At 70.3% G+C, this 16,286-nt stretch carries 12 protein-coding genes; 5 read left to right on the top strand and 7 right to left on the bottom strand.

Going from position 1 to position 16,286, the window contains the following annotated elements; genetic code table 11:
- The first annotated feature begins 344 nt into the window (after window positions 1–344).
- Window positions 345–1,274, top strand: coding sequence for a DMT family transporter (locus JI746_RS23765; protein ID WP_201692769.1), 930 nt, complete (start codon window positions 345–347; stop codon window positions 1,272–1,274).
- On the opposite strand, the gene JI746_RS23760 is transcribed toward JI746_RS23765, so the two are convergent.
- Window positions 1,271–2,854, bottom strand: a complete 1,584-nt coding sequence (locus JI746_RS23760) for a UDP-glucose dehydrogenase family protein (protein ID WP_201692768.1) — start codon at window positions 2,852–2,854, stop codon at window positions 1,271–1,273. The genes JI746_RS23765 and JI746_RS23760 overlap by 4 nt on opposite strands.
- 180 nt (window positions 2,855–3,034) lie before the next feature.
- Here JI746_RS23760 and JI746_RS23755 point away from each other — a divergent pair, with 180 nt between their 5' ends.
- Together JI746_RS23755 and JI746_RS23750 are read left to right on the top strand one after the other, a co-directional pair.
- Window positions 3,035–4,438 (top strand): HlyD family efflux transporter periplasmic adaptor subunit, encoded by a 1,404-nt coding sequence (locus JI746_RS23755; RefSeq protein WP_201692767.1) that lies wholly within the window; start codon window positions 3,035–3,037, stop codon window positions 4,436–4,438.
- Complete coding sequence (locus JI746_RS23750) at window positions 4,438–7,119, top strand: glycosyltransferase (protein ID WP_201692766.1); 2,682 nt, start codon at window positions 4,438–4,440, stop codon at window positions 7,117–7,119. Before JI746_RS23755 ends, JI746_RS23750 begins: the two co-directional genes overlap by 1 nt.
- On the opposite strand, the gene JI746_RS23745 is transcribed toward JI746_RS23750, so the two are convergent.
- Complete coding sequence (locus JI746_RS23745; protein ID WP_201692765.1) at window positions 7,058–8,350, bottom strand: TolC family protein; 1,293 nt, start codon at window positions 8,348–8,350, stop codon at window positions 7,058–7,060. The genes JI746_RS23750 and JI746_RS23745 overlap by 62 nt on opposite strands.
- Before the next feature lie 193 nt (window positions 8,351–8,543).
- On the opposite strand from JI746_RS23745, the gene JI746_RS23740 reads away from it, so the two are divergent.
- The gene (locus tag JI746_RS23740) at window positions 8,544–9,446 is read left to right on the top strand and encodes an SDR family oxidoreductase (RefSeq protein WP_201692764.1); all 903 of its coding nucleotides are present in this window, start codon (window positions 8,544–8,546) and stop codon (window positions 9,444–9,446) included.
- Window positions 9,447–9,504: 58 nt separating this feature from the next.
- Entirely contained in the window at window positions 9,505–10,323 is an 819-nt protein-coding gene (locus JI746_RS23735; RefSeq protein ID WP_201692763.1) for a class I SAM-dependent methyltransferase, read from the top strand.
- Window positions 10,324–10,328: 5 nt separating this feature from the next.
- Here the strand turns inward: JI746_RS23735 and JI746_RS23730 are convergent, their stop codons facing one another.
- The 5 genes from JI746_RS23730 to JI746_RS23710 form a co-directional block, all read right to left on the bottom strand.
- The gene (locus tag JI746_RS23730; RefSeq protein WP_201692762.1) at window positions 10,329–11,315 is read right to left on the bottom strand and encodes a Vgb family protein; all 987 of its coding nucleotides are present in this window, start codon (window positions 11,313–11,315) and stop codon (window positions 10,329–10,331) included.
- A gap of 52 nt (window positions 11,316–11,367) precedes the next feature.
- On the bottom strand, window positions 11,368–12,411 hold the full coding sequence (locus JI746_RS23725) for a response regulator transcription factor (RefSeq protein WP_201692761.1): 1,044 nt from the start codon (window positions 12,409–12,411) through the stop codon (window positions 11,368–11,370).
- Between the two features lie 52 nt (window positions 12,412–12,463).
- Window positions 12,464–13,807 (bottom strand): NADP-specific glutamate dehydrogenase, encoded by a 1,344-nt coding sequence (gene gdhA, locus JI746_RS23720; RefSeq protein ID WP_201692760.1) that lies wholly within the window; start codon window positions 13,805–13,807, stop codon window positions 12,464–12,466.
- A gap of 138 nt (window positions 13,808–13,945) precedes the next feature.
- Entirely contained in the window at window positions 13,946–15,058 is a 1,113-nt protein-coding gene (locus JI746_RS23715) for a 5-methyltetrahydropteroyltriglutamate--homocysteine S-methyltransferase (protein ID WP_201692759.1), read from the bottom strand.
- Between the two features lie 24 nt (window positions 15,059–15,082).
- Window positions 15,083–16,039 carry a PDR/VanB family oxidoreductase gene (locus JI746_RS23710; RefSeq protein ID WP_201692758.1) on the bottom strand — a complete coding sequence of 319 codons (957 nt, stop codon included), beginning with the start codon at window positions 16,037–16,039 and terminating at the stop codon, window positions 15,083–15,085.
- Between the last annotated feature and the right edge of the window lie 247 nt (window positions 16,040–16,286).

Genomic DNA, 16,286 nt, shown 5'->3' with positions numbered 1-16,286 from the left:
ACACGCAGGAGCAGCTAGACCAGGTCGCCAGAAAGCTCAATACACGTCCCAGAGAGACTTTGGGATTCGAGTCACCAGCCGAAAGGCTGGCAGCCACCGTTGCATTGACCGGTTGAAACCGCCGGGACCCAGAGCTCCCGATGAAGGCGGCCGTTGGCCGCCTTTCCCTTGAAAGCTCTGGATTCCCGCCTTCGCGGGAATGACGGGGAAAGCCCCGGATTCCCGCCTTCGCGGGAACGACGGTCAAAGCCCTGGATTCCCGCCTTCGCGGGAATGACGAGGTAAGCCGCCTTCGCGGAAACAACAGAGAAGCGCGCCGGCGCCGGAACCGGCATGATCCCCGCATGGCGCACCGCAGCCCCGCCGCCAAGGCGCTTCCCCTCGTCCTCGTCCTCACGCTCGTCTGGGGCACCAACTGGGCGCTGTTTCCCCTCGCGGTGCGCGAAGTCTCGGTCTGGACTTTCCGCGCCGTGAGCCTCACGGCCGCCGGCGTCCTGCTGCTCGCCTTCGCGCGCGCCCGCGGCCTGTCCACGGCGATCCCGCGGGCGTACTGGTTGCCGGTGACCGCGGCCGCCGTGATCTACCTCGTCGTCTGGAACCTCGCCAGCACGTATGCCGCCATCCTGATTCCTTCCGGACAGGCCGCGATCCTCGGCTTCACGATGCCGATGTGGACGGTTCTCGTCGTCTGGGCGCTGTTCGGCGAACGGCCCACGCCGCGCATGTGGCTGGCCGTGGCGCTGGCCGCCGCCGGCGTCGGCCTGCTGCTGGTGCCGGCACGCGCGGCCTATGCGAGCGCGCCGGCCGGCTTCCTGCTCGGACTGCTGGCCGGCTTCGGCTGGGCGCTCGGCACCGTCGTCCTCAAGCGCGCTGCCGTGCCGGTCCCGGCGCTGGTGCTGACCGGCTGGCAACTGCTGATCGCCGCATTGCCCCTCTGGGTCGGCTCCGTGTGGATCGGCTGGGGCCACTGGTTCGTGCCCTCGTGGCAGACCGTGCTCGTGATCACCTACATCGCCATCGTGCCGATGGGGATCGGCAACGCGGCCTGGTTCGCCATCGTCGGCCTGCTGCCCGCCAGCGTAGCGGGCCTGTCGTCCGTGATGGTGCCCATCGTGGCGATGGTCACCGGCGCCATCGTGCACTCGGAGCCGCTCGGCCCTTACCAGCTGGGCGCCATGGCCTGCTGCGGCAGTGCGCTGGCCCTCGCGCTCACGCGCAAGGCTCCGCAAGCGGCGCCGCAAGGTACGCCGCGCACCGTCCGCAGCGCGGACTAGGCCGAAGCGGCCGCGGCGTCGCCGGCCGCCGGCCGCTCGCCGTGCAGCTTGTGCGTTTCCGCCGCGGCCTGCGTCGCCAGTCCGGCCAGCACCGCGATCGGTTCTTCCTCGGCGGCAGCCACTGCGCCGGATTCCGCCGCCACTTCGTCGGCCGGTACCGGATCGGACACGACCCGCACCTCCGGCTGCACCCGCTGCGCGGGCGCCAGCAGCGCCAGGTTGCTGCGACCGATCCCCATGTAGGTGATGCCGGCCGCCGCCATCGCATGCGGCTCATAGAGGTTGCGGCCATCGAGCACCAGCGGCGAGCGCATCGCCTCGCGCAGCGCGCGCAGGTTGGGGCTCTTGTAGTTCTTCCACTCGGTGAGCACCACCAGCGCATCGGCGTCGGCCACCGCGTCCATCGGCTTGGCCACGAAGGTGACGTTCGCCAGCAGCTGCGGCTGGTCCTGCAGGTCCAGGGCCAGCGCGCGCGCGGCCTGCTCCTGCGCCACCGGATCGTGCGCCCGCACGCGCGCGCCCGCCTGCAGCAAGGCCCGGATGATGGAGCGGCTCGGCGCCTCGCGCATGTCGTCGGTGCCGGGCTTGAACGCAAGGCCCCAGACGGCGAAGGTGCGGCCCGCCAGGCGCTTGCCGAACTGGTGCCAGACCTTCTCCAGCAGCACCTGCTTCTGTGCATGGTTCACGCGCTGCACGGCGTCCAGCACCTGCAGCGGCAGCCCGTGTTCCTGCGCCGTGCGGCACAGGGCGTCGACATCTTTCGGGAAGCAGCTGCCGCCGTAGCCGGTGCCGGCGTAGAGGAAGCTGTAGCCGATGCGCGGATCGGAGCCTATGCCCTGGCGCACCAGCTCGATGTCGGCGCCCACGCGATCGGCCAGGTTGGCCAGCTCGTTCATGAAGCTGATGCGCGTGGCCAGCATCGCGTTGGCCGCGTACTTGGTGAATTCGGCGCTGCGCACGTCCATCACGCGGGTGCGCTCGTGGTTGCGGTTGAACGGCCGGTACAGCTCGCGCAGCATCGCCAGCGCGCGCTCGCCGCGCTCGTCGTCTTCCACGCCCAGCACGATGCGGTCGGGCCGCATGAAGTCGTCGATGGCCGCCCCTTCCTTCAGGAACTCGGGGTTGCTCGCCACCGAGAACGCGATGTCGTCGCGGCGGCGCTGCGCGAGTTCCTCGCGCACGACAGCGGCGACCTTCTCCGCCGTGCCGACCGGCACCGTCGACTTGTCGACGATGACCTTGAAGCCTTCCATGTGGCGGCCGATCTGCCGCGCGGCGGCCAGCACGTACTTCAGGTCGGCGCTGCCGTCCTCGTCGGGTGGCGTGCCGACGGCGATGAAATGCAGGTCGGCAAAGGCCACGCTGGCGGCGGCGTCGGTCGAGAACGTGAGCCGGCCTTCCTCCACGTTGCGCTGGATGATTTCCTGCAGCCCGGGTTCGTGGATCGGCATGCCGCCGGCGTTGAGCAGGCCGATCTTGGCCTGGTCGACATCAAGGCAGAACACGTTGTTACCCAGTTCCGCAAGGCAGGCACCGGTAACCAGGCCCACGTAGCCCGTGCCGACGATGGTGACGTTCATCCTGTTGGCTCCCTCTGCGATGGCGGTGCGCGAAGGGTAGTGCCCCAGCATTGGCGCGGGCTGGCAGGCCCGTCCTCTTCGGCCGTAGGCATGCTCCTACAGCCGTTAGGGGCGTTCACGCTGCCTCTGCGCATGTATCAATCGTGACGATGCTGTGCTGCTGTTACGAGGGAGCGCGTCATGATGTCGAGGGAAGCCAACCTGCCGCGCAAGGCCATGCGCGTTTCGATCCCGCTCTTCGTGGAGATCGGCGGCAGGAGCCACGTCGCACGCGACTGGTCGACCACCGGCGTCGGGCTGGGCGACCTCGACGCCTTGCCGGCGCAAGGGGAGGTGCTAGCCGCCCGCGTGAGCTTCCCGCTGCAGGAGTCGACGCTGGTCGTGCCGGTCCGGATGGTGTTCCGCGGCGTGCACGAGGGCGTGGCCGGCTTCGAGTTCCAGGATCTGTCGCCACGCAACCGCAAGCTGCTGCGCCACTACATCGAACTCTCCCTGGAGGGCAAGCTCGGCGACGTGCAGGACATCGTGGCCGCGGCGGCGCTGCCGGGCGCGGCGCACGCCGCCCAGGCGCCGCTCACGCTGGGCAGCGGCGGGATGCCGGCGCTGCAGCCGTCCCCGCGGCACGGGCGCCTGCTGGGCAGCGTGGTCGCGGGCCTGGCCGTGCTGGCGGCCGGCGCCGGCATCGTCTGGTACAACCTGACGTACCAGCTCGAGGGGACGGGTTTCGTCGGCGGCAGCATCGCCCGCGTCACCGCCAACAACGTGGGCCAGATCGGCAAGCTGCTGGTCGAGCCGGGCACCCGGGTCGAGCCCGGCACGCCACTGTTCACGGTGGAGAACCCGACGCTGCGCGACGAGATCACGGCGCTCGAGCAACAGGTCGGTGAGCTCGCCAGGCAGCAGACGCGGCTCACGAGCGTGCGCCGCCAGGCGGAAGCAGGTGTGCTGCAGACCTTGCGGCGCGACTGGTCCGAGCGCGAGGCCGAACTCGCGACGGCGCGCCGGCTGCTGGCCGCCGGCGCCATCACCCAGCGCGAGCTGATGCTGGTGGCCAACCAGGTGCAGGACCTGCGCGTGAACTACATGCGCCAGGTGGCCGAGGGCGCCACGCACGTGCAGACGCTGGACAACTCCGACACGATCGCGAAGCTGCGGCTGGACCTCGCCTCCAAGAAGGTGCTGCTGGCGCGCCAGGAGGCCGACCGCACGGTGCGCGCGCCGGTGCGCGGCAAGGTCTTCACGGTGGACCGGCTGCCGGGCGAGTTCGTCACCGCCAACCAGCCGGTGGTGCTGCTGGAAGCGGACGTCACGCCCAGCGTCTTCCTGCGCGTGCCCAACGACGACGCGGTCAAGCTCAAGCTCGGGATGCCGGCGCAGATCTACGTCGCGAGCGACGACCGCAAGTACAGCGCCAAGGTGTCCGGCGTCGGCCTCAATGCCGCCTCGGCCACGGCGGCCGTCACGCAGGAAGGCGGCCTGAACGAGACGCTGGTGAAGCTGGACTTCGACGACCGCAAGGTGCGGCTGCCGGTCAACTCCCGCGTGAACGTCTGGATCCGCAATCCCGCCTTGCCCTGGTCGTGATGGGGCGCAACTCGCGGCTCCATGCGCTCGCTTCGGCGGTGCCGCCCGTGCTGCTGTACGGGGGCGCCGCGCTGTGGCTTTTCACCTGGGGCCGCGAGGAACTGCACGGCATCCAGGACGAGGTGCTGATCCTGGTCAGCGTCTTCGCCCTGTGGCGCTATGGCTGGCAGCTGCTGCACTACGCGCGCGCCGCGTGGTACGCCGCGTGGCATTACCCGCGGCTGCGCGCGACGGCACGTCGCGTGGCGCAGGCACGCCCCTGGCCGAAGCGCATCTTCGTCGTCGTGCCTTCGTACCTGGAGGAGGCGTGGGTCAGCCAGGAGTCCATGCCGGCGCTGATGACGAACCTGCTGGCGCTGCCCTGTGCAGCGACGGTGGTCGTCGCGGTGGGCAGCGAAGAGGACGAACAGGTGATCGCGGCGGCGAGCGAGCCCTACCTGCGCGAGGGCCGGATCGAACTGGTCTTCCAGCGCCAGAGCCAGGGCAAGCGCATCGCGATGGGCCATGCCCTGCGTGCGGTGGCGCGTCGCTACGACGACGAGCCGGATGGCGTGACCGTGTTCATGGATGGCGACTCGTGGCTCGAGCCGGGTTCGCTGCTGCGCGTGCTGCCCTTCTTCATGGCCTACCGCGACCTCGGCGCCGTCACGACGAACGAGCAAGCCTGCATTCCCGGCGGATCCCCCTGGTACCGCAACTGGTTCGACCTCAAGTTCGGCCAGCGCCAGGTGCTGTTCCAGTCGCACAGCCTCTCGCACAAGGTGCTCACGCTCACCGGCCGCTTCTCCGTGCTGCGCACCTCGATCGTGGTGCAGGAGGACTTCCTGCGCATGATGGAGAACGACACCATCGAGCACTGGCTGCACGGGCGCTTCCGCTTCCTCATGGGCGACGACAAGAGCTCGTGGTTCCACGTGCTGCGCGGCGGCTGGAGCATGCTGTACCTGCCGGACGTGACCTGTGTCTCCCTGGAAAGCCGCAACGAGCCCTTCCTGAAGGCGAGCGTGTCCCTGCCGTACCGCTGGTTCGGCAACACGCTGCGCAACAACCCCCGCTCGCTGGCCCTGGGGCCGGGGCGCACCGGCTGGTTCATCTGGTTCGTGCTGCTGGACCAGCGCATCTCGATGTGGAGTTCGCTGGTCGGCATCGCGGGGGCCGGCGTGCTGGCGATCACGAAGTCGGTGCTGTTCCTGCCGCTGTATCTCTCCTGGGCGGTGCTGGTGCGCAGCGTGCAGCTGGTGGTGATCGCCTGGCATGGCCACGCCGTGAGCCTGCGCACCATCCCGATCATGCTGTACACGCAGTGGGTCGGCTCCATCGTCAAGATCAAGGCCTGGCACCACCTGGCGGACCAGGACTGGAGCAAGGGCAAGGCGAAGCAGAAGTCGGTGCAGGCGCGCGGCCTGCGCCGGCTGGTTCCGACCTGGCGCATGGCCTTTGCCTATGCGGCCTTCGCGCTGGCGGTGCTGCTCACGCACAGCGCGTTGCGGCTGCCCGGCACCGAGCTGTTCGCGGCGCAGTCCGCGCCCGCCGAGGTGATCGACGCCGGCCGGGGCAAGGGCGGCGTGCGGCCGGACGACGGCCAGGACGATGCCGCGGCGCTGCAGGCGCTCATCGACCGCCAGCCGCCGGGTCCGATCACGCTTCGGCTGCCCGCCGGCCAGCTCGATTTCATGCAGCCGCTGGTGATCCGCCGCGACGAGGTGACGCTGGTGGGCGCCGGCCGGGAACGCACGCGCATCGTGTCGCACGTGGGCGCGCCGCAGTCGGCGGTGATCCGGGTCGAGGGGCAGCCCGGGCCGCGCGTCGGATACCTGGCGAGGCCGCTCGCGGCCGGCGACACGCTGCTGAAGATCGCGACGCCGGCGCCGTTCGAGGCCGGCAGCCTCGTCTGGCTGAAGCAGGCCAATGACGATGCGCTGTTCCGGCAGCTTGGCAGCCAGCAGTGGCGGCGCGAGTATCCCTTCCTGCGCCAGGCACTCGTGAAGGTGGCCGGCCGCGACGAGGGCGGCCTGCGGCTGTCGGCCCCCACCGGCCTGGATTTCGACGCCGGCCGCACCGAAGTCCTGCGGGTGCGCCCGGTGCGCGGCGTGCGGCTGGCCGACTTCACCATCGAGCAGCGGGCGCCGGGGCGCGACATCGCTTCGCTCAGGCACGTGTACGAGAACGCAGTCCCCGCGGTTGCCGTCGACGCCATCTCGCTGTTCTGGACCGACGACGCGCAAGTGGAGCGCGTGACCGTACTCAATGCCGGCCGGCATCCGGTCTCGATCGAGCAGAGCCACGGCTTCACGGTGCGCGACTGCCTGCTGGATGGCGCCTGGAACAAGGGCGACGGCGGCAGCGGCTACCTGCGCATCGCGCGCAGCTACCGCGGCACCGTGGAGCACTGCACGGTGCGCAACATCCGCCACATCGCGCTTCAATGGAGTTCGGCCTTCAACGCGCTGCGCGACATCGACACCGAGGTGGACGTCAACTTCCACGGCGGCAACAGCCACCACAACACCGTGCGCGACGTGCGCTTCGCGATCCCGCCGGAGCACAAGTGGGGCCCGGTGTTCCAGACCCCGAAGGACGCCCGCTGGGCGCCGCCGGACGGCCCGGGCAACACCGTCGTCAGTGCGGCGACGACAGCGAGTACAGCTCCTGCGGGTCGCGCGGCTTCACCAGCGCGCTGAGCTGGGTCAGCACCTCCAGCACGTCCAGCCGCGAAGTGAGGATCTCCCGCTGCAGCTCCTGCAGCTGCAGCGAGAGCTCCTCGACGTCGCGGTCCGGGTCGCCGGGCAGCGAGGACACCGGGTGGTCCAGCCGCAGGCAGGCGAGGTCCACCTTCTGGCGCAGCAGGCGGCTCTGGGCCTGCAGCACGCGCATGTCGGTCTGCTTGCCGCGCAGCCGCTCGGACAGCAGCGTGATCCTCTGTTCCAGCGCGGCGCGCACCGATTCGCGCTGGCCGGTGTACAGCTCGCGCCCGGCGTCCACCACCTCGTCGCGGCCGCGGTCGTGGTCCAGCGGGATGCGCATGCGCACGCCTGCCACGTTGTAGGGCCCGCGGTCGAAGTCCTTGGCGCGCTCGGCGAACAGGCTCAGGGCGAGCCGGTCACGGGCGCGCGGCAGGTACTCGAGGCGGGCGACCAGCAGCGCCTGCAACTGCGCCTCGGGCGAACGCTCCACCGCGCGGTCGACGAGGTCCGGCGCTGGCCGCAGGTCGACCCCCTCGATGCGGTTGATCAGCTCGTGGGCCTGCGGATAGACCAGCACGTCGGGCAGGGCGGCGAAGTGCCGGCCACGCAGGGCCGCCACTTCGGCCCGGTATTCGATCTCGGCGACGTCGGCGCGGGTGGCGCGGCCCGCCGCCAGTTCCTGCCGGCGCCGCTGCAGCACCGGCTGGATCGCGGCCGCTTCGCGCTGGTAGAGGGAGGCCAGCAGCTTGTTGCGCATCTGCTGGATGGCCAGCAGGTGTTCCTGCAGTTCGCGCTCCTGCGTGTCGCGCAGCATCTGCAGGTACTGCACTTTGTTCTCGATGCGGGCGCGCTCCAGTTGCCGCCGGGCGTCCTCGCGGCCGCGGTCGAACAGCTCCCATTCCAGGCCCACGCTGTAGCGGCCGCCCTCGTTGGGCCCGAGCAGCGCGTGGTTGGCGTCGGCGACGGCGTACAGGCCGTTGAAGGGCCGGACCGCCTCGAGCTTGCCGAAGAACATCTCGCGTTCGCGCTCCATGCGTTGCGCCAGCGTGGCGTGCAGCGAGGCTTCGGCGCGGGCGGTCGAGGCCAGCGGCGGCACCAGCTGCCAGCCGACCGTCTGCTGCGTGAGGCCGGTGCACAGGTTGTTCGCCAGCCGCAGGCGCATGGGCTGCGGCTGCGGCGCCTGCGGCGATGGCTGGGCGAGGGCGGTGAGCGCCACCCAGGCGGCCACGGCCACGCCTGCACGCGTGAAAACACCTCGCGCGATCGCCTGCATCGTCGTCCTTCACTGCTAAATTGCCAAAATGAAAGCCGAGGTGCGACGGGTTGCGCCCGCCGCGGTCCTCGGCTCCTCTCTGCGCAAAATTCTAGGCGAGGCGCGCGCGCAGCGGGGCCGCCGCGCGCCACATTCGGAAGGGATCGTCATGTTCGCGAACCAACTCTTTGCCGGCCAGCGCATCCTCGTCACCGGCGGCGGCACCGGACTGGGCCAGGCGATGGCGGAGCGCTTCCTCGCGCTGGGCGCTGATGTCGCGATCTGCGGCCGGCGCAAGGCAGTGTGCGACGAGACCGCCGCGGCCTGGCGCGCGCGCTTCCCCGAGCGGCGCATCGACACCTTCGGCGTCGACATCCGCGTCGCCCAGGCGGTGGAGGACATGGTGCAGGCGCTGTGGGACAGCGGCGGCCTCACCGGCCTGGTGAACAACGCCGCCGGCAACTTCATCGCGCCCACCGAGAGCCTGTCGCCGCGCGCCTTCGACGCCGTCGCCAACATCGTGTTCCACGGCACCTTCTACGTGACTCAGGCGGTGGGCAAGCGCTGGGCGGCCGAGGCGCGGGCGGGCCGGTGGACGCCCGGGCAGCCGTACCGCAGCGTGATGAGCATCATCACCACCTGGGTCGACAACGGCAGCCCCTACGTCGTGCCCTCGGCCATGAGCAAGGCCGGCATCGATGTCATGACCAAGTCGCTGGCCGTCGAATGGGCGCGCTACGGCATCCGGCTGAATGCTGTCGGCCCGGGCGAGATTCCCACCGAAGGCATGAGCAAGCGGCTCAATCCCGGCGAGGCGCCGGGCGAGCGCAGCCGGGCGCGCAACCCGATGGCGCGCCCGGGGATGATGGCCGAACTGCAGAACCTGGCGGCCTTCCTGATGGCGCCGGGCCAGTGCGACTGGCTCACCGGCCAGAGCATCATGATGGATGGCGGCAACGCGCTGGCCACCGGCGGCAACTTCTACGAGCTGCGCGAATGGAGCGACGCGGACTGGCAGGCGGCGCGCGAGCGGATCGAGGCGCAGAACGCGAAGGACCGGGCGCAGCGCTGACTTGCGGCGGGCGGCCTGGCCTGCTACGGTAGGCGCCTGCCAGGAAGGGGGTGGGGACGTGAGCCACGACGCCAGCGACCGCCTGTTCGCGGGCTCCATCCCGGAGCTCTACGACGACTACCTGGTGCCCCTGATCTTCGAGCCCTGCGCGCTGGACCTGGCCGAGCGCACCGCCAATACCCGGCCGACCGAGGTGCTGGAGATCGCGGCCGGCACCGGCGCCGTCACGCGGCAGCTTGCGCGGCGGCTGCCTTCCGCGACGCGCATCGTCGCCACCGACCTCAACGTGCCGATGCTGGAGCGGGCGCAGGCGCGCGGCACCGCCCGGGCGGTGGAGTGGCGGCAGGCCGATGCGATGGCGCTGCCCTTCGAGGATGGCAGCTTCGATGCGCTCGTCTGCCAGTTCGGCGTCATGTTCTTCCCGGACAAGGCCAAGGCCTTCGCCGAGGCGCGCCGCGTGCTGCGACCCGGCGGCACGCTGCTGTTCAACGTGTGGGACCGCATCGAGACCAGCGAATTCGCCGACGTGGTCACGCAGGCACTGGCGGGCGTGTTTCCGCAGGATCCGCCGCGCTTCATGGCCCGGGTGCCGCACGGCTACCACGATCCCGATGCCGTCGCGCGCGACCTGGCGCAGGGCGGGTTCGCGGCGCCCCCGCACGTCGAGGTGCTGGCCGCGCGCAGCCGCGCAGCGTCGGCACGCATTCCCGCCATCGCGTATTGCCAGGGCACGCCGCTGCGCAACGAGATCGAGGCGCGGGCGCCCGGCGGCCTGGCCGCGGCCACCGATGCGGCCGCTTCGGCGCTGGCTGAGCGCTTCGGTCCGGGCGCGGTCGATGGCGCGATCCAGGCGCTCGTGTTCAGCGTCGTGCGATAGCTAGCTTAGGTCCGGATCACCGTGATGTGCTCGGTCCCGCTTTCCGGCAACCACACCTCGCCCTTGCGCCCCAGGATCTGGCGCACGTTGCCGCTCTCGCGCGGCAGCGGGTGGCGCTCGAACTTCTCGCTGCCCGGATCGAAGGACCACACGGCGTTGCCGCCGAAATCGCTGACCCAGGGCCGGTCGCGCTCGTCCACGTAGACGGCATAGATCATCGGGTTGTTGCCCGGCACACGCCAGGCGCGCCAGGCCTTGCTGGCGGGGTCGTGCATGGAGAGCTGGCCGCTGTTCCACTCGCTCACCCAGATGCGGCCCCGGCTGTCGCTCCAGACGCGGCGCGCGCCCTGGCCGCGGGTGGGCGGCTCGACGATGCGCGAGTCGCCGGTGCGGCGGTCGATCTGCGCGATGAAGGAGCCCGCCAGCGAACACCACCACACGTCGCCCGAAGGCGTGGCACAGATGCCGTAGGGCCCGCGGCCGCGCGGGGCTTCCTTGACCGACACCTGTCCCGTGCGCACGGCGACGCGGCCGACATAGCCGCCCTGGCCGGTGAACCAGACGTCGCCGTCGCCGTCGAAGGCCAGGGTATTGAGGTTGGCATAGCCGGTGTCGGCGGGCAGGCGGAACACCGTGATCGCGCGCTGCGGCCAGCTCACGCGCACGATCGCGTTCTGGCCGCCGTCGGTCAGCCACGCGGCCTTGTCCGGCCCCTGGATCACGCCGTGCGGAGACGATCCCCGGCTCAGCGGGACCAATTCGGTGCGGCCCGTGGCCGGCTCGAACCAGCCGAGGTGGCCGCTGGCCTGCGCGCTGAACCACACACCGCCGTCCGGCGCCGGCGCCACGTCGTGGATGCCGGTGCGCACCGAAGTGGCGAGCTTCCAGGATTGCATGGCCGGCTTGCCCTGCGACCGCAGGCTGGCGGGCAGGGGCAGGCAGCTGGCGGCGAGGACGGCCAGCACCGGCCGCCGGGTGAGATGCAAGGACATCGGGGGCTCCTGCGGGAATCCGCAGGCATTCTGCGCCGCGCGAACGCGGCCCTCAAGCGCCGAGGCCGACGACCTCGATGGCGGGCTCGCCGCGCGGCGTGACGCTGCGCCGGCCGAAGGCGACGCGCTCTTCCAGCGCGCCGGCCACGGCCGGGGAAACGGCGACGCGCCAGCCGCTGGCGGCGGCCGTCTCTTCCAGTGCCGTCACCATGTTCATCGTGTCGCCGGGCACGGGCGCCTGGCCGTGGTCGCCGTGCAGCCCGTCGTTCACCGCCACCAGCGAGATCGGGCCGGCGTGCAGCCCGAGCGAGATCGCCCGTTCGCGCCCGGCGCTCCTGGCCAGCGCCACGGCGGCGCGCACGGCGCGCAGTTCGACCGGCGTGGTCAGGCTGGACTCGCCGCCGAACACCGCGATCACCTTGCTGCCATAGGGCAGCACGTGGTTGGCACCGAACAGGTAGAAGGTGTCCAGAGCGGTCTGCTGCGCATGCTTGAGCCGCTCGGCGAGTTCCGGCTCGGCGCCGACCGCGCTGCCCAGCAGGTCGGCCAGCAGCACGAAGGCGTGGTCGTAGCGCACGTCCGCGCCCGGCGCCATGCTCCGGGCCCAGCGGGCATTGATCTCGCGCTGCAGGCGCGTCTCGTACTGGCGGCCCAGCGTTTCCTTCTGCTGCTCCAGCGCGTTCTCGACCATGCCCGACATGGAATCGATGAAGGCCTTCTGCTGCGCCTCGCGCCGCGCCAGCACCGCCTGGATCGCCTCGCACAGCTCGGCCGGCTTGTAGGGCTTGGTCAGGTAATCGTCGGCGCCGGCGGTCATGCCCTGGCGCATGTGCTGGCGGTCGGACATCGCGGTGAGCAGGACCACCGGAACGTTGACCAGGACCGGGTCGGCCCGCATCGCGGCCACCACCTCGTAGCCGCTGATGCCGGGCATCATCACGTCGCACACCACCAGCTCCGGCGGGGCGGCGCGTGCCGCGACCAGCCCCTGCTCGCCGTCGGGCGCCTCGCGCACCTCATGCCCCGCCTTCCTGAGCGCGAAGCTCGCGATCATGCGCTGGGCGACATCGTCCTCGATCAACAACACACGGGCCATCGAGGCATTCTCGCCGAAACCGGCCGCGGCCCGCGCGCGGCCCGCCCCCAGATCAGACCACGCCCTGGGCCAGCATCGCGTCGGCGACCTTGACGAAGCCGGCGACGTTGGCGCCGTCCACGTAGCTCACCGAGCCGTCCTCGCGGCGGCCGTGCCGCACGCAGGCCTCGTGGATGGCCTTCATGATCCCCAGCAGGCGCGCGTCCACCTCTTCGCGCGGCCACGACAGGCGCATCGCGTTCTGGCTCATTTCCAGCCCCGAGGTGGCGACGCCCCCGGCGTTGCTGGCCTTGCCGGGCGCATACAGCACGCGTGCGCGCTCGAACACCTGCACGGCGCCGAGCGTGGACGGCATGTTCGCCCCCTCGGCCACGCAGACGACGCCGTTCTCGACCAGGGTGCGTGCATCCTGCTCGTCCAGCTCGTTCTGGGTCGCGCAGGGCAGGGCCACGTCCACCTTCACGCCCCAGGGGCGGATGCCGGCATGGAAGCGCGTGCGGGTGCGCTCGGCATAGTCGCTCACGCGGCCGTACAGGTGGTTCTTCACCTCCATCAGCTCGGCGAGCTTGGCGGGGGTGAAGCCGTCCTCGTCGACCACCGTTCCGCTCGAATCCGACACCGTGACGACCTTGGCACCCAGCGCCATGGCCTTTTCCACCGCGTACTGCGCGACGTTGCCGGAGCCGGACACGCTGACGCGCAAGCCGTCGAAGTCGCGGCCCTGCTGCTGCAGCATCTCCTGCGCGAAGTACACCGTGCCGTAGCCGGTGGCCTCGGGGCGGATCAGCGAGCCGCCGAACGCGAGTGCCTTGCCGGTGAAGAAGCAGTCGGCGCGGTTGGTGAGCTTCTTGACCATGCCCGCCATGAAGCCGACCTCGCGGCCGCCCACGCCGATGTCCCCCGCCGGCACGTCGGTCTCGGGGCCGATGTGGCGGAACAGCTCGGTGACGAAGGCCTGGCAGAAGCGCATCACCTCGCCCGGGCTCCTGCCCTTCGGGTCGAAGTCGCTGCCGCCCTTGCCGCCGCCCATGGGCAGCGTGGTGAGCGCGTTCTTGAAGGTCTGCTCGAAGGCGAGGAACTTGAGGATCGAGGCGTTGACCGAGGGATGGAAGCGCAGGCCGCCCTTGTAGGGCCCGATGGCGCTGCTGTGCTGGATGCGGAAGCCCCGGTTCACGTGCACGTCGCCGTGGTCGTCGACCCAGCTCACGCGGAACTGCAGCATGCGCTCGGGCTCCACCAGCCGGTCCAGGAGGCCGTGCTCGGCGTACCTGGGGTGGCGTGCGATGAAGGGCCAGAGGCTCTCGATCACCTCGGTGACGGCCTGCAGGTATTCGGGCTGGCCGGGATTGCGTGCGGCGACATGCGCCAGGAAGTCGTGGGCTGAAGGGTATTTCACGGCGGGATGCTCATCACGTTATGCGTGATGCGCATTGTTGCCGCTGGCGCCTCACGGGTCTGCGGCGGAAAGTGTGAATCGGCCCGCGTGGCTACTGCGAAGGATTGCAGGCGGGTCGAAGATTTTTGCGCGTCGCCCTCAGTCCACCCCCCACATCTCGCGCGCCGTCTCCACCACCAGCCGCAGCTTGTTGCGCTGGTCCTCCACGGCGATCAGGTTGCCGTGCACCGTGCTGGAGAAGCCGCACTGCGGGGAGAGCGCGAGCTGCTCCATCGGGGCGTACTTCGCGGCTTCGTCGATGCGGCGCTTGAGGGCGTCCTTGTCTTCGAGCTGGCCGAACTTGGTGGTGACCAGTCCCAGCACCACCGTCTTGCCCTTGGGCAGGTAGCGCAGGGGGCGGAAGTCGCCGGAACGCTCGTCGTCGTACTCCATGAAGTAGGCGTCGATGTCCATTTCCTTGAGCAGCGCCTCGGCCACCGGCTCGTAGTTGCCGGCGGCCGCGTGCGTGCTCCGGAAGTTGCCGCGGCACAGGTGCATGGCCAGCAGCATGCCGGCGGGCTTTTGCGCCACCACCTTGTTGATGAACTTCGCGTAGCGGTGCGGCAGCTCGTTCGGGTCGTCGCCGCGCTGGCGCGCGGCCTCGCGCATCTTCTCGTCGCACAGGTAGGCGAGGTTCGTGTCGTCCATCTGCACGTAGCGGCAGCCGGCCGCGTGCAGCGAGCGCAGCTCGTCGCCGTAGGCCTGGGCGACATCGTCGTAGAAGGTCGGCTCCAGCTCCGGATAGGCCTCCTTGCTGATGCCGGCGCGGCCGCCGCGGAAATGCAGCATGGTCGGCGAGGGGATGGTCACCTTGGGCGTGCGGCCGGCCGACACCTGCGACTTCAGGTACTCGAAGTCGGCCTTCTGGATGTCCTTCGCGTGGCGCACCTTGTCGATCACGCGGATCACCGGCGGCGCCAGCTCCTCGCTGCCATCGGGCTTGCGGATGGTGACCGGCACGTCGGTCTTCACACCCCCGAGCTGCTCCAGGAAATCGATGTGGAAATACGTGCGGCGGAATTCGCCGTCGGTGATGCTGTGCAGGCCGACGTCCTCCTGGAACTTCACGATCTCGGCGATGGCGCGGTCTTCGACCTCGCGCAGTTGTGCGGCGCTGATGTCACCCTTGGCTTTCTGGGCGCGCGCTTCCAGCAGGTACTTGGGGCGCAGGAACGAGCCGACGTGGTCGTAGCGGGCGGGGAGTTGCATCATGGTTGGGGTCTCCGTGGGATGGGTTCAAAGGTCCAGCACCAGCACCGGCCCCTTCGCCCGCGAGCAGCAGGGCGTGAACTGGTCGTGCTTCGCCTTCTCTTCGTCGGTGAGGTACAGGTCGCGGTGGTCGCACTCGCCCTGCAGCACGCGGGTGAGGCAGGTGCCGCACACGCCTTGTTCGCAGGAGCTCAGGATCGCAATGCCGTGCGCCCGCAGCGCCTGCAAGACCGTCTGGTGAGCCGGCACTTCGCAGTGCTTGCCGTTGCTGGCGAGCTCGACCTGGAAGGCGACGTCGCCCGTCGTGTCCTGCGGCACGGCGCCGAAGTATTCGACATGGACCTGGTCCTTGTTCCAGGCAAAGCGCTCCGCCGCCTGCGCCACCCCCGCGATGAAGCCGGCGGGCCCGCAGACGTAGACGTGCGTGCCGGGATCCGGCTCGCCGAGGATGGCAGAGAGGTCCAGCCTCTGCGCGGCCGCGCCGTCGTCGAAGTGGAAGTGCACGCGGTCGGCGTACGCGGAAGCGGCGATCTCGTCGAGGAAGGCCGTGCGCTCCAGCGACCGGGTGCAGTAGTGCAGCGCGAAATCGGCGCCGGTGGTGGCCAGCCGCTGCGCCATCGACAGCAGCGGCGTGACGCCGATGCCGCCCGCGAGCAGCAGCGTGCGCTGCGCATGCACCAGCGGAAAGTGGTTGCGCGGCGCGCTGATCGTCAGCGTGTCGCCTTCCTTCACCTGCTCGTGCAGCACGCGGGAGCCGCCGCGCGAATGCGCATCGCGCAGCACCGCGATGCGGTAGCGATGCCGCTCCGCCGCGTCGTTGCACAGGGAATACTGGCGCGTGAGGCCGCCGGGCAGCTGCACGTCGATGTGCGAGCCGGCGCTGAACGCGGGCAGGGGCGAGCCGTCCGGCTTCACCAGTTCGAAGCTCGCGATCTCCAGCGCCTCCCGCCTGCGGCGCGCCACCTGCACCGTGATCTGTGTCATGCCTCGACGGATTATGGCGAGGAGCCCCAGCGCTGTATACAGACCGCGGCGCGGGCCGGGGTTCAGGCACGCCGGATGCTCGAGGTGCGACTCATTTGCCGAAGGTAATATCCCGCCCGTTGCCATCGCAAAGCGTCATGACTGCCAGACGCGCGGGCGGTTTGCGGAGGCGGGCAGGGGGCTGAAGAATCGGCCCGACGCTTCGCGCGCGCGACGGGACGTGCACGCCTGCAAAGACATTCCAAGG

Source organism: Ramlibacter alkalitolerans (assembly GCF_016722765.1).
Taxonomy (GTDB): domain Bacteria; phylum Pseudomonadota; class Gammaproteobacteria; order Burkholderiales; family Burkholderiaceae_C; genus Ramlibacter; species Ramlibacter alkalitolerans.
The sequence above is the reverse complement of the archived record's forward strand: the minus strand, read 5'-3'. Positions and strand labels throughout refer to the sequence as shown.